This is a genomic window from Rhizobium sp. 62_C5_N11_2, from assembly GCF_051811185.1.
In the GTDB taxonomy this organism is placed as follows: Bacteria; Pseudomonadota; Alphaproteobacteria; order Rhizobiales; family Rhizobiaceae; genus Rhizobium; species Rhizobium leguminosarum.
Genome location: NZ_JBPWPW010000001.1, coordinates 3,220,020 through 3,232,114, shown reverse-complemented (window position 1 = coordinate 3,232,114; position 12,095 = coordinate 3,220,020). Strand labels below are relative to the sequence as shown.

12 protein-coding genes are annotated in these 12,095 nt (G+C 56.0%); 5 read left to right on the top strand and 7 right to left on the bottom strand.

Going from position 1 to position 12,095, the window contains the following annotated elements:
• Window positions 1-4: 4 nt before the first annotated feature.
• The 6 genes from AB8B31_RS16175 to AB8B31_RS16150 form a co-directional block, all read right to left on the bottom strand.
• A complete protein-coding gene (locus AB8B31_RS16175; protein WP_018243205.1) occupies window positions 5-1,036 on the bottom strand; it encodes a polysaccharide pyruvyl transferase family protein in 1,032 nt (343 codons plus the stop codon).
• Between the two features lie 30 nt (window positions 1,037-1,066).
• Window positions 1,067-2,569 (bottom strand): lipopolysaccharide biosynthesis protein, encoded by a 1,503-nt coding sequence (locus AB8B31_RS16170; RefSeq protein ID WP_026188495.1) that lies wholly within the window; start codon window positions 2,567-2,569, stop codon window positions 1,067-1,069.
• A 151-nt stretch (window positions 2,570-2,720) separates the two neighbouring features.
• The gene (gene pssM, locus AB8B31_RS16165; protein ID WP_018243203.1) at window positions 2,721-3,623 is read right to left on the bottom strand and encodes an exopolysaccharide glucosyl ketal-pyruvate-transferase; all 903 of its coding nucleotides are present in this window, start codon (window positions 3,621-3,623) and stop codon (window positions 2,721-2,723) included.
• Window positions 3,620-4,126, bottom strand: coding sequence for an acyltransferase (locus AB8B31_RS16160; protein WP_028733316.1), 507 nt, complete (start codon window positions 4,124-4,126; stop codon window positions 3,620-3,622). Before AB8B31_RS16160 ends, pssM begins: the two co-directional genes overlap by 4 nt.
• Window positions 4,126-5,277 (bottom strand): glycosyltransferase, encoded by a 1,152-nt coding sequence (locus tag AB8B31_RS16155; RefSeq protein ID WP_028733317.1) that lies wholly within the window; start codon window positions 5,275-5,277, stop codon window positions 4,126-4,128. The genes AB8B31_RS16160 and AB8B31_RS16155 overlap by 1 nt, the downstream gene beginning before the upstream one ends.
• Window positions 5,278-5,308: 31 nt before the next feature.
• Window positions 5,309-6,382 carry an endo-1,4-beta-xylanase gene (locus AB8B31_RS16150; RefSeq protein ID WP_018446806.1) on the bottom strand — a complete coding sequence of 358 codons (1,074 nt, stop codon included), beginning with the start codon at window positions 6,380-6,382 and terminating at the stop codon, window positions 5,309-5,311.
• A 139-nt stretch (window positions 6,383-6,521) separates the two neighbouring features.
• On the opposite strand from AB8B31_RS16150, the gene AB8B31_RS16145 reads away from it, so the two are divergent.
• The gene (locus AB8B31_RS16145) at window positions 6,522-6,965 is read left to right on the top strand and encodes a hypothetical protein (RefSeq protein WP_026230733.1); all 444 of its coding nucleotides are present in this window, start codon (window positions 6,522-6,524) and stop codon (window positions 6,963-6,965) included.
• A gap of 111 nt (window positions 6,966-7,076) precedes the next feature.
• Here AB8B31_RS16145 and AB8B31_RS16140 read toward each other — a convergent pair whose 3' ends face one another.
• A complete protein-coding gene (locus tag AB8B31_RS16140) occupies window positions 7,077-7,967 on the bottom strand; it encodes a DUF6030 family protein (RefSeq protein WP_018243198.1) in 891 nt (296 codons plus the stop codon).
• Between the two features lie 737 nt (window positions 7,968-8,704).
• On the opposite strand from AB8B31_RS16140, the gene AB8B31_RS16135 reads away from it, so the two are divergent.
• The 4 genes from AB8B31_RS16135 (at window position 8,705) to AB8B31_RS16120 (ending at window position 12,084) form a co-directional block, all read left to right on the top strand.
• Window positions 8,705-9,397, top strand: a complete 693-nt coding sequence (locus AB8B31_RS16135; RefSeq protein ID WP_028733318.1) for a class I SAM-dependent methyltransferase — start codon at window positions 8,705-8,707, stop codon at window positions 9,395-9,397.
• Window positions 9,398-9,568: 171 nt separating this feature from the next.
• The gene (locus AB8B31_RS16130; RefSeq protein ID WP_018446802.1) at window positions 9,569-9,994 is read left to right on the top strand and encodes a helix-turn-helix domain-containing protein; all 426 of its coding nucleotides are present in this window, start codon (window positions 9,569-9,571) and stop codon (window positions 9,992-9,994) included.
• A 9-nt stretch (window positions 9,995-10,003) separates the two neighbouring features.
• Window positions 10,004-11,851 (top strand): peptide antibiotic resistance protein, encoded by a 1,848-nt coding sequence (locus tag AB8B31_RS16125; RefSeq protein WP_028733319.1) that lies wholly within the window; start codon window positions 10,004-10,006, stop codon window positions 11,849-11,851.
• A gap of 20 nt (window positions 11,852-11,871) precedes the next feature.
• A complete protein-coding gene (locus AB8B31_RS16120; RefSeq protein WP_018243194.1) occupies window positions 11,872-12,084 on the top strand; it encodes a hypothetical protein in 213 nt (70 codons plus the stop codon).
• The last annotated feature ends 11 nt before the right edge of the window (window positions 12,085-12,095 follow it).

The window sequence follows — 12,095 nt, the reverse complement described above, 5'->3', positions numbered from 1 at the left end:
CCCCTTAAGCCCGCAAGCTCACAGCTTCTTTTGCATCGACACGCCCCTTTGCCGCCTGACGACGCGCCCACTCTATTCCGTCCTCGAGCGAGGTTGCCTTGTATGAAAGGTCTGTTCCGCCGGAGAAAGCATTCATGAAGCGGCGGATCTTTCCATAGCTATTGTCCAGCACGGCATGCGGGCGGCCGAGCAGCAGCGAGCAGATATGGACGTGCAGGCGATCGGTCACGATTGCGCGGGCACGCGAAATCTGACTGATGCCGCGCTCGAAACGGTTGTGTGCCGCAGCGTCCAGTCTACGCAAGGCAACTTCGCTCGGCTTCAATGCGAGATAGGCCGAAGCTACCCCCAACTTCTTGGCGATATCGACCTTCCGTTTCGACTCGGTAATCCAGTCTTCCACAGGAATATCGGAAGGAATTGTGCGATCGGTACCGCCAACCCGTTCCGCATCCTCCCGCAACATGGCGAGGACGGGAATCTGTGTCGCCCTTTCCGGAAGCGGACCGATGGCAAAAGCCATGTCGGGGCATAGTCGTACGGTGCAGTCGAAGTGTTTTTCGGAAAACTCCTTCGATTCTTCGTCGCGCACGAGCAACACGAAATTCTTGTGGCGCCCGATTGCCCGTTTGGATTGCTCGATGCGCTCAGGCGAGCTGTAGTGGATCGACTGCGGGAACTGGATGATCTGCCGATCCGGGAAACGCTCCATGATCGATTCGCGGAAATCCTGGTGGGCAACCCAGATATCGCCGAAATTGCCGCCGCCGTGAATGAAGATCGGGCCGGTCGGTACCCGCCGTTTCAGTTCGTCGGCGGAGAAGTCGTACAGTCTGGAAACATAGTCCGGGCGCTTGCCGAAGCGATCTTTGAGATAGGCCATCTCACCCAGCCAGATTGCCGAGTCGCCGCAATTGCGGATGTCGGGAAAGTCGAGAATCGCAAGCGGCTCGTCGCGCGAGACATAGTCCTTCAGGCAATCATGGATCATGCCGTTGAGTTTTGAGATCAGCTCCGATCTGGATTGGCTGGTCATTCTGCCTCTCTTGTTGATGTTCGTTTAACTTCAGGCCGACTTGGGTACGGCAATACGTTTGGCTTTTGACAGGAACTTGACAACGATACGCTGAACTTCGGTTTCCGGGCCGTTTGGCTTCTTCATCGCGAGCCAAAGGACACAGCTGGAACCGACATAGAGGATACCGCCGGTGACGACGAGGATGGCCAGGTGAAGAGCCAACGCCAATTTGTCGGTGGGGGTGTTCAGGACATGCGACAATCCCCAGACGCCGGCAGCCATCACGGCGACACTGGCAAGCGCGCGGAAGTTTGCCGCGAGCTGCTGGAAGAATGGCAGATTGATCAAGCGCTTGACGAGAAGCATGTTGACTACGGTGGAAATCAGACCCGTCAACACGCGGGCATAAACGACGCCCGGAAGCCCGGCCATCATGAGACCAGCGATGATGATGGGCACGCGGACCACCAGCATCTGCGTGTCGCGGATGAACAGCATCTTGGTATGGCCCTTTGCCATGCCGAGCGGTTGGACGAGCGAACCGAGGGTCTGCAGGGCAAAGACCGATGCGAGCGCCTGCACGATGAAGATGGCGGGAACCCATTTTTCTCCCAAGGCAAGCCGCATCATCGGATCGGCCACGACAGCCATCCCGATACCGGCCGGAAGCGCCACCGCCGCCAGAAGCGCCTGTGCACGCTGATAGGCTGCGATCAGCCGGACCGGATCGTTGCGGACCTTCGAAAAGCCCGGGTAAATCGTCTGGTTCAATGGCGCCGTCGCCTCGCGCGTCGGCAGCGTCGAAAGAGTGTTGCCGACGGTATAATGGCCAAGCTGCGTGGCGCCCAGCATCTTGCCGATCAGCAAGTATTCGATGCGCCAGTTCAGCGTGTTGACGATCTGTCCGGCCGTCAGCCACACCGAGAACGAAAACAATTCGCGTGCATGACGAAAGGTGATGCGCGGCCAGAACGGCAGGACGGTGTAGGAAACGATGATATTCGTGACCTGATAGGCGAGGGTGCCGATAACGAGCGCCCAATAACTCTGGTAGATGGCAGCAATTGCCACCGTCACGACGAAGCCGACCAGCTTTTGCGAGACGTTGAGTACGAACTCCTGCCAGAAGATCAGATCACGCTGCAGCATGACGCGGCGTGGATTGGCCAGCCCGCTCAAGAGCAGGCTGAAACTCAAGGCAAGCATCACGCTCGTCAGCCGCGGCTCGTTATAAAATTCGGCAATCGGATAGGACGCGGCGGCAAACAACAGCGCCAAAACAGCGCTTCGCGTCACGCTCAACGTCCACACCGCGCTGAAGTGCGTTTCGCTGGGAGACTCGTGGCGGATAAGCGCCTGATTGAGCGAGAGTTCGGTCACCGAACTCAAGATGACCTGGATCGTCGTTGCAATGGCGACGAGACCAAAATCAGCCGGCACGAGATACCAGGCGAGCACAAAGGTGCTGAGTGCCGAAAGTCCGTTGACGATGGCGCGGGACAGACTCAGCCACATGCTGCCCTGAATCAGTCGGTCGGTAACACTGCTCATAGATGAACGGCTCCGCACGTCGAGGACATTGACCGTTTAATTGGACTGCACGCCCAACCAAAATGCTTTTCCCTTTTGCTGGTGCAGAAGGGGTTGATGGAGTTAGAAAGCATCATGCCTTGTTGCCTCGTCACGAACCCGGTTTGCGACCTCACAGAACGCTTGCCGTTTTCTTGGAAAAATCTTGCTTCAGTCGGTTTAGCTCAAGCAGCATTCTGTCGTGCGCTTTCACGATAGACTCATCTGTGCTGAGCTGGCCCGGCTTCTCTGCTACCCGCTGCAACGTCTTGACCGTCGACCCGAAGACATAGTTGCCAGTGAGCTGTCGGATGCGGCGGTGGCGGAACGTTATGTTCTTCAAAAGGTAGGTATTTTTCCGTACCAGCGACGCTCCGGCTTCAACAAGGTTCGATGGGCCGATCGGATCGAAATCGATCTCCAGATCGAGCGCACTCGCCCAATCATACCACTTGGCGCGATTGCCCGGCGCGATCGGCCGGATCGCCCGCCAAGGAACGCGCAGCGCATCGGATATGATGCAGCCATGCATCGCCTCGGAGACGACCTTATGTGATGCGCTGATCTCGGTCAGAACCTTTTCCACCGACCAGCGGGGATCGATATAGTGGATGCCGGCGAGATCGCAGACTTTATCCCAGCTGCCGTACATGGCGCTTTCATAATGCGGCATGAAGGAGACGGGATAACGCTTCTCGATGCTTTTGGCATCCCAGCAGCTGCGCGTGAGGATGCCCGAATCGCCGATGGCGTAGCTCGGATCGATGCCGAGGATTTCCGCGGTCTTCTTTCCGCGCACGAAATAGAACGTCCAGTTGCCGTCGACCTTCGGCGGGTTGGTGTATCCGCCATAGCCCGAGCCGAAGACGATCTTCTGCATGTTCGGATCGAAATTATCGTAGAGGATCGAGCCGATGCCGAGAAAGAGCTGGCTTTCGTCCTCGTCGAAGAAGCCGGGCAGCAAACGCTCCCAAAGCCAATGGTTCAGTTCGTCGCCAAAATTCTCGTGTTTCCCCCGGTAGGCAAACATCTTCATCGTGCTTCTCCAGTCGGCAAATGCGTCACGATCTGCGAGACCGTGTCATCTTCGCGAGCCATGCGTCCGTAACGCGAAATGATCTTGATGTCGCTGCGGATTATCTTTGCCGGGTTGCCAGCGACAAGCGAGCGCGGCGGGACGCTCTTGGTCACCACCGAGCCTGAGCCGATGACGCATTCGTCGCCGATCTCGACGCCGGGCAGAATGATGCTGCGGGCGCCGATGAAGCAGCGCTTGCCGATCCTCGTGTGAAGATAGAGCCCGCGCGTGAGATCGTGGGTCAGAATCGCCGCCTCAAAGGCGACGTAAGTTTCCGCGCCGATATGCAATCCCCTAGGGTTGGTCTTGTCGAAACGCACGCTCAAGGAAAAGCTGGCCGTCGGATCGATGTCCATTCCCCAGAATTTCGTATAGTAGAGCCACTTGGCCTTCACAAATCCGTTCCGCAGTGGCCGAAATACGTTCAGTCCCCACTTCGGCTTTTTTCCTGTCTGCACCATCAAGTCCGACCCCGGCTGGAAAATTCGTCTAGCACGGAACTGTAATAGTCCTCGAGCGTCCCCGTCTGACGACGTAAGTCGAAGCGCTCGGCCACCAGAAGCGGTGCCCGCGCGCTAAAGGCTGTCCACAGGGTCTGGTCGTTGAGCAGTCTTCCGACCGCGTCCGCCATTCCTGCGACATCCCGCTCCTCCACGAGATAACCAGTTTTCCCCTCTTCGATCGCTTCGCCGACGCCTCCCGAGCGAAATGCGACGACCGGAGTACCGACGGCTTCCGCCTCGAGATTTGCGAGGCCGAAAGCTTCGGCGTGACCATTGTCGAGGGTCACGCTTCCATGGAGATAAAGCTCCGCACTGGCGAGCAGATCTCTTATCTCAGTCTGCGACAGATTTTCATGGATCGTGACGCTTGGCAAGGAACGACGCGCCAGTGCTTCGATTTCCTCCTTCAAGGGACCCTGGCCGACCATGACGAATTCGACCGGGGTGCCGGCGGCGGCCACACGCGAAAGCGCATCGATCATGAAACGATGGCCCTTATAGTCGACGAAGCGGGCAATTGAAACCACGCGCCCTTTTTTTCGGGGACGGGGTTCCATTTTGAAGAGATCGAGATCGATGCCGATATGATGGCGATAGACGCGTTCGGCTGGAAAGCCGAGTGCCAGCAACCGGTCTCGGATGAAATCGGAAACGGCGATGTTCCAGCTGTTCCATCCGGCCATCTCGCTCCGGCCCTTGGCGAAGAAACGCACCTGATTGAAGCCGCCCGGCTTTTTCGGATCGCCGCCATAGGTGGCGTCAAAGCCGTGAAACGTCGTGATCAGCGGCTTGCCGGCGGCCCGGGCCAGCGGGCCGATGACATAGCCGTTCTTTCCAAAATGGGCGTGAACGAGATCGGCTTTGCCGATCGCAGGAAAGAGGAAGGGAAGGCCGATCTGCGGGATTTTCAGTAGCAGTTCACCGGCCCGCGCAATGGGAGAGCGACGGATGTCATGAACCGGAACAGTGGATTTTTTTGTATGCGCCGAAGAAATTCGCGAGCCGGCAAGAATTTCAGCTTCGAAAGAACGAAACGCTACCGCCTGGTTGAGAACAAATGCCTGGCTGGCAGGCAAAAATTTTTCCACATAAATAACGGCTTTTTTCATGAATCTGTTCGCGTCTCCGTTGTCTTGTGCATCACATCGCCTCTATTGCCCGCCGGATACCGTCGATCGCACTTCTTGGCGCATTATTTTCGTCGTAAAGATTAACGCGCTTCGTGCAAGCCGCAGCTGGATCGGCCGCTTTCTCATCGCGCTCGCCGTATTTTTCCGACATGCCCCATACTGTCACGCCTTTCAAGTCGCCATGTTCGGCCGCCACGGTGATCACGTCACTGAAAATATCGGCGTAGGATGCCGGCGTGAAGGCTTTGTCGCGGTTCAGGAAGTGGCAGGACGCATCCAGTTCGGTGATGAAAACGCCGACACCCATGTCCTTCAGCGCCGCGCAGAAGCGTCCCATTCCTTCCGGATCGATCCGGTCGAGGCCTGGGCGGAAATGCGCCTGCAGCCCTACCGCATTGATCGGCGTTTTTTTGGCGACGAGATCCTCGACGATTTTCAGGATGCGCGCACGCTTCTGTTCGAACACGTCGGATTTTTTCTCCAGATGCGTTTCGTTGAGGACCAGCGTCGCGCCGGGATTAGCTTGGTGCGCCATGTCGAAACTCATACGGATATAATCGTCGCCAAGAAGGCGTCGGAAAACACAATCCCGCAGATCCGCTGCATCATACTCCAACGGCTCGTTCACCACATCCCAAGCATCGATCGAGTTCTTATAGCGAGTGACAACCTGTTTTATATGACGGTTCATGGCCGCCTGAATGGTCTTTGCGTCCGTGATATCAGACACCCAGCCCGGGACGCGATACCAGATCAGCGTATGGCCATAAACCCTCATGTTGTTTTTACGTGCAAATGCAACCATGCGGTCGGCGCTACCGAAGCTGAAAACACCCGGTCTCTTTTCCGTCGCATTCCACTTCAGCTCGTTTCGCGGCGTTATTGAATTGACGTTGTCGATGTAAATCTCGGAAGCGATTGGATCGTTGATGTTTTGCAGGTCGATTGCCGATCCGAATCGGAACGACTTCCTATCGGCGAGGGCGCGCAGCCCTGCAGAGGCAGGCACCTGCGCTAGGGCCTGGCCCGCACGAACATACAACAGAGCGAGCGGAACCGAGGCGAGGAAACGTCTTCTATTCATTCTATCTCTCACTGTTAGCTTTTTTCATGTCCGCGGTGGAATTTGAAGGGCCAGGCTCGTCGGCACCGATCCATCACGGGATTCGCGTTCAATTCAGCAGAGTAATGCAACCTCAAATATACTTTCGCCGCAGGGGATATTGTTGGTGTCTGCTAGACTTTTCAGCATATTCCAAGATATAAACCGCTCGGGGAGGGCGCTCGTGATGGAAGATTGGTCCAGCTATCTGATGAGCTATTTTTATATGGCATTTCAAAATGCCGTTTTTTTTATGGCGCCTGTTCGAAACGATCTATCGCTCCTCGATGACCGGCAGTTCGCAGCCCTTGTTCTCGGCATCATCGGCGTCATTTTCCTCCCGTTCGCAGCGCTCGTCAGAATGTCGTGGCGGCTGCGTCAATCGGAGATCGTCATTCGCTCGCTGAACGAAGACCTTGCGCAAGTCACGCAGGACCTCAATGTCGAGCGTGTTTGGCGCCTGGCGGGTGGGGACAGCACCGAACGGCCGAGTGCGGACAGTTTGAAAGAGCTTTACAAGATTCTGGCCAGAGATCACGACGATGCAAGTTACATGGCGAGATAAGTCGGCGCGCGGCGGGAAGTCAGAAATCTAGAAGATGTCCGCCTTTTTAGTGCTCTATCTCTTTGTTTTTGCACAATTTCTGTGAAGCCGCTGCGCACCTTTGGAATTTCTCTAATGCCGATGCTCCGGACTTTCTGCCGGGGCCTCGGCATCGGAAGGCTCGGAGACTGATTCCGGTTGCGCGCTGTTGATGTCGACCGCATGGTCGGGCAATGGCAGCCATATTCTGCCGGAAAAGTAATTTCTCGTTCTTTTCTGCGGTCCTGAAGTCGCATCCAGCGAGAGTGTGAAATTGTAATTCCCGGGATTGAGCACCTCGCGGGTGAAGCTGATACTGGCTCCGAAGCCGTCTTCCTTGATATCCCTCAGGTTCTTGATGGCGTTCAGGGTCTCGTGAAAATCGAGCCATTGCGGTTGCCGCAGCATGATTTGGAAAATTCGCAGAATGCCGGGATCGAGCTGGCCATTTTGATCGGTCTCGGGATTGACGATCTTCACGCGCATATTGTTGATCGTGCCGGCGGCGTCGCCGCGAACGATGACGAAGATGGAGTTCGGGAGCTGATCCTTTTCCCGCTTGCCGCTCTGCTCGAAAAAGCATTCGAACGTATCGGCGTTGAAGCTCGTCGCCGCCCAATCGGTGGTTTCGATGCCGGCATTGCGCAGCGCCGCACACATTGCGGCGCCGGATATCCGCCATGTCCGTAGAAAAGTCGACGCGGTCTGTGCGGCCGGCGGTTCAATGACATGCAAGGGAAGCGCGAAGGTGGCTGGAGGCGCCGGACGGGGAAGAGCTTTGGGCGGCGGCGGCCTAACCTCAGGGGGAAATAGATCGAAGCCAAAATAATGGCTGACCGTCTTTAAGTGTTTCATGTCGTTGGAAAGCAGCACCGTTCCCATAACCAGCGAGAGGGAAATCGTCAGCAGCAACCAGAAGACAACGGGAATCCGCGGTTTTCTCACCGGCTGTTTCGCATATGCGGACGACGAAGTATCGGGCAAGCTTGTCTTCTCCGGCGTGCGAGAAGGTTTTCGATCGGGCGGTCTAGAGCATTTCCGTTTTTCTCCAAGCCACGGAACCCTCTATCTTTTTGTTTTTGCGCAATTCCGGACGCAAACCGCCGCGCACTTTTGCTGGAATTGCACCAAAGCATGTCGCGCAAAAGTGTGCAGCGGTTTAGCGACAACGACATGCGTAAAACAAAGACCTAAAGCGCGAGGAGCGAAACTAAAAGATCGCGACGCGCTTTAGATCAAGCATATACATTCAGCCGTTAAATATCTTTGGCTTCGTGTCGGCAATTGGGCACCTTTGTGTGTCATCAGGAAGGGAGCGCTGCAGATTTCGGCGGAGGCGCTTCAACCCTATGTCGATTGGGAAGCTCCAAGATAGCTAGGGGCAATCGCGGTGGAAGATGGCGAATGATCTCACCATTCGGTCTATGAATCGATCAGCGTTAGCTCGGCTTCCGCGTGATTTCGACGGATTATTGTTTTTATTATTATGATTAAGGTAGGATATTTTGGACAATTTCTGAATTACTATATGATAGCTATCCATATATATTAATTTATATTATAGTCTGAGTCTATTTTCGCGCAAAAGTTTTTATTTTTATTATGAAACCATAGATTATATTTTGGATATCCTTGGAATCGGACGGGTTTTGGCGATTTTCATCAAATTTTCGACGTATTCTTCGATAGGGTTTGCCGCGCAATCGCCGAGGGGAAGGGATATGTCTGTCGAGCTAGACGCAACCACCTATGTTCACGCCAAACCGACCACCGCGCATTCCTACATCTTGCCCGCCGTGCTCGATGTGCTGGAGAGCCATTTCGACGGTGCTCTTGAGAACGACGTTTTTGACTTGGGATGCGGTACCGGCGGGGCAGCTGCGGCTCTTGCGGGAAAGGGATATTATGTCGTCGGCGTCGATCCTTCCAGCGATGGCATCGCGAAGGCCAATGTCAATTATCCCGAACTGCCGCTGAATGTCGGCTCGGCGTATGACAAGCTTTCCAGGGAATATGGCACATTCAATGCCGTCATCAGCCTGGAGGTCGTCGAGCATGTCTACGATCCGAAGGCTTTCACCTCGACGATGTACGATCTCGTCAAGCCGGGCGGTATCGCCGTGATTTCGACGCCCTATCATGGTTATCTGAAGAACCTTGCCCTGGCTGCGGTGGGGAAAATGGACGACCATTTCATGCCGTTGACGGATCATGGGCATATCAAGTTCTGGTCGAAAAACACGCTGAGTACGCTGTTGCTGGATGCCGGCTTCGACAATGTACATTTTGAATATGTCGGAAGGATTCCCGTTTTCGCCAAGTCGATGATCGCCGTTGCGCAAAAGCCTCTTAGACACGGCGTCGGAGCTGCACTGATTTCGGACGGCATTCGTCCGCTGCGACGTGTGCGATAAAGCACGGTGCCCACCCGCGCCAAATGCCGCCCGTTGCAATAATCCACAGGTTGCTTTTACTGTCTGCACTGCTGAAAAAAACCCTTACGAAATATTTACTTTTAGTTGCATTCTTGCTTAAACTCTCCATTATACAGCTGGGCGTGCTGATAACGCGGGAGACTTATTCACATGAAGGCTAAATCGCCGAATTCGATCGATGTCTATGTTGGCAACCGCGTGAGAGTTCGACGGAAGACGCTCGGGATGACCCAGAACGGCTTGGCCGAACTTCTGGGCATTACCTTCCAGCAGATCCAGAAATACGAAAAAGGAACGAATAGAATAGGCGCCAGCCGTCTTCAGCGCATATCCGAGATTCTTCGCGTGCCCGTCGGCTTTTTCTTCGAGAACGGCGGCGCCGGGCCGATCGATGGCGAGACGAGTGAATTGAACAGCTTTTTGTCCTCGAAAGAGGGGCTGGCGCTCAACAAGGCATTCATCGCCATCGAGGACCCGAATATCAGGCAAAAGCTGGTGGCGTTGGCCAAAAGCCTGGCAGCCGCGGGGTTGCCTGAAAGCGACAGTGAGTTGCACGATTCGGTTATGAACAGCTGAGGACGGATCGTGCTCCATCTGCAGACATTCGGCGATCTGCGGTTGATCGAGACGAATGGCGATCCGGTTCGCTATCCGATCAAGGGCCTGTTGATGATGGCCCATATCTATGCCGGCGCGAGCCAAGAACTCAGTCGTTATGAATTGGCTCAGTTTCTATGGAATGACGTCGAAGCTGATCTGGCGCGGCTCAATCTGCGCAAACTGCTTTCCCGCATCCGTGAGACAGACAGCGGACGCGCCGAAATGCCCTTCGATTTCACCGCCACCACGGTTCGTCTCAACACGCAGGTAGTTTCCAGCGATCTGGATATTTTTCGCGCCGGCGGTTCGCCACTGGAGCGGCTGAACGCGATCGCCGAACTGACCCAGCGCGGGTTCATCGGAAATATCAAACCAGCGACAAAGTTGATAGATGCGTGGATCAGGGCGCAACGGGACACTCAGGCGCTGCAATTGCGGCAGGCATTGCTGGATGCGCTGCCGGATGCGCAAAAGCCCGGCGCGACGCGCACCATTTCCAGCGCCGCCCTGCAGATCCTCGAACGGGATCCGAAAGACGAGCAGGTCAGAGCCTTACTGCACCGGCTATCTGGCGGTTCGTCCCTCAATGAGAGCTTGTCGAACGGCGACGACCATGCCCGGGTACAGGTGAAGCGGTCAGAGGCCGGTGATGAGACACCTGCCGACATCGAACGCATATCGCCGATGCCGCTGATCTTGCCTCGCCTGGTGCTGCTTCCCCCGACGTCGAAACATGCCGATGCCGGACTTGCGCTTGCCAACGCCCTGATCGAAGACGTCACGATCGAACTCTGCGCGCTCAGAAACATTTCCATCGTCGCGCCACATACGGCCGGCCAGATCCGCCGCGACTCCGAGAAGGCTGCCGTGGTCGCCCGTCATTCGATCGCCTATCTTCTGGATACAAAGCTTTCCGAAGAGGGATTATTCGCCCAGCTGGTTTATTTTCCCACCGACGAGATTATCTGGGCCAATCGCTTTGCGATGACGCCTGATATATTGCCGCGTCAGAGACGGCTGATCGCGCAGCAGCTGACCATGTCGGTGGCCCGCGAGCTGGCTGAAAACGAGGAAGAGCGCTTACGTTTCGAAGCCAATCCTGAGGCCTATCACGCCTATCTGGTCGGCTCGAGCCTGATGAGCAAGTTGACATTGCCGCATATCCGCCGGGCACGGAAGGCATTCAAGCAGTCATTGTCGCACAAGGCGGATTTTTCTCCGTCATTTACCGGGCTGGCGAGGACCTTCACCAGCGAGTGGCTTGTGACGGCGCAGGGAAACAATGAGCTGCTGCATCTGGCGGAACAGAATGCACTTCGGGCCATCGAGCGGGACCCGGCATCGGCGGCGGGCCATCGCGAGCTTGGCGTCACCAAACTCTATCTCGGCGATGTCGATGCCAGTGTCGCCGCACTTCATCTGGCGGAAGAACTCAGCCCGCATTTTGCCGATGTCATCTATAGCCATGCCGACACGCTCGTGCATGCATCCCGCCCCGGCGATGCGCTCGCCAAGATCAAAAAGGCGATTTCGCTCAATCCGATAGCGCCTGACGCCTATCTCTGGTGTGCTGCGGGAGCGAGTTTTTTCCTGGAACAGTACGAGGAGGCCATCGCCTATGTCGAGGCGATGAAAGACAAAGCGCCGGCCCATCGCATCGCCGCGGCCAGTTGCGCAATGATCGGCGATCGAAAACGGGCGCTCTTCCATCGGCAACGGGCCGAAAGCATCAACCCGGTCTTCGACGTCGAGAAGTGGCTCGCCATCGTCCCCTTCAAGGAACATTGGCAAAAAGAGCTATATCGGGAGGGCCTATTGAAGGCCGGTTTTTAACAATAACTTAGGGGCATTACATGGCCAAAGTTGTCATTATAGGTATACCCGGCGAGGCGGGTCTCTGGCTTGCCGATCTCGGTGCGGGTACGGTCAAGCCTCTCAATCCGACGGGGGATTTGGGGACTGCGAACGACCTGCGCAAAGCCGGCGGCACATTTGTGAAGGGCGTCGACCTCGCCGTCGCCGTTTCGTCGGCGCAGGTTGCCCTCTCCGGTCACGTCGACGGCTGAGCCGGCTTCTG